Consider the following 1218-nt stretch of genomic DNA (forward strand, 5'->3'; position numbering starts at 1 on the left):
TTCATAAGTACCCGTACCGTAAACCGACACAGGTGGATGAGGAGAGAATCCTAAGGCCGGCGGGAGAAGTGTTGTTAAGGAACTCGGCAAAATGACTCCGTAACTTCGGGAGAAGGAGTGCCACAGAGATGTGGCCGCAGAGAAATGGCCCAAGCAACTGTTTAGCAAAAACACAGGTCTATGCAAAACCGAAAGGTGAGGTATATGGGCTGACGCCTGCCCGGTGCTGGAAGGTTAAGAGGAGAGGTTAGAGCAATCGAAGCTTTGAATTTAAGCCCCAGTAAACGGCGGCCGTAACTATAACGGTCCTAAGGTAGCGAAATTCCTTGTCGGGTAAGTTCCGACCCGCACGAAAGGCGTAATGATTTGGGCACTGTCTCAACAACACACCCGGTGAAATTGAAATACCAGTGAAGATGCTGGTTACCTGCGCCAGGACGGAAAGACCCCATGGAGCTTTACTCCAGTTTGATACTGGGATTCGGTACTGTCTGTACAGGATAGGTGGGAGGCTAGGAAATGGTGACGCCAGTTGCCATGGAGCCAACCTTGGGATACCACCCTTACAGTACTGGGTTTCTAACCTGCAGCCGTAACCCGGCTGGGGGACAATGTCTGACGGGGAGTTTGACTGGGGCGGTCGCCTCCGAAAGAGTATCGGAGGCGCTCAAAGGTTCCCTCAGAACGGTTGGAAACCGTTCGAAGAGTGCAAAGGCAGAAGGGAGCTTGACTGCGACACCGACGGGTGGAGCAGATACGAAAGTAGGACTTAGTGATCCGGTGGTATAAAGTGGGATTGCCATCGCTCAACGGATAAAAGCTACCCTGGGGATAACAGGCTTATCACTCCCAAGAGTTCACATCGACGGAGTGGTTTGGCACCTCGATGTCGGCTCATCGCATCCTGGAGCTGTAGCAGGTTCCAAGGGTTGGGCTGTTCGCCCATTAAAGCGGTACGCGAGCTGGGTTCAGAACGTCGTGAGACAGTTCGGTCCCTATCCGGCGTGGGCGTAGGATATTTGAGAGGAGCTGTCCTTAGTACGAGAGGACCGGGATGGACAAACCTCTGGTGTATCTGTTGTTTTACCAAAGGCATGGCAGAGTAGCCAAGTTTGGCAGGGATAAACGCTGAAGGCATCTAAGCGTGAAGCCCCCCTCAAGATAAGATATCCCATCTTCGGAGTAAGACCCCTTGAAGACTACAAGGTTGATAGGCTT

Annotated in this window: 1 rRNA gene; it reads left to right on the forward strand. The window is 52.4% G+C overall.

Going from position 1 to position 1218, the window contains the following annotated elements:
• Positions 1 to 1218, forward strand: a 23S ribosomal RNA gene (locus AB5150_RS15665); the annotation flags it as partial.

Source organism: Coprococcus sp. RTP21281st1_F1_RTP21281_210402 (genome assembly GCF_040915325.1).
Taxonomy (GTDB): domain Bacteria; phylum Bacillota; class Clostridia; order Lachnospirales; family Lachnospiraceae; genus Coprococcus; species Coprococcus aceti.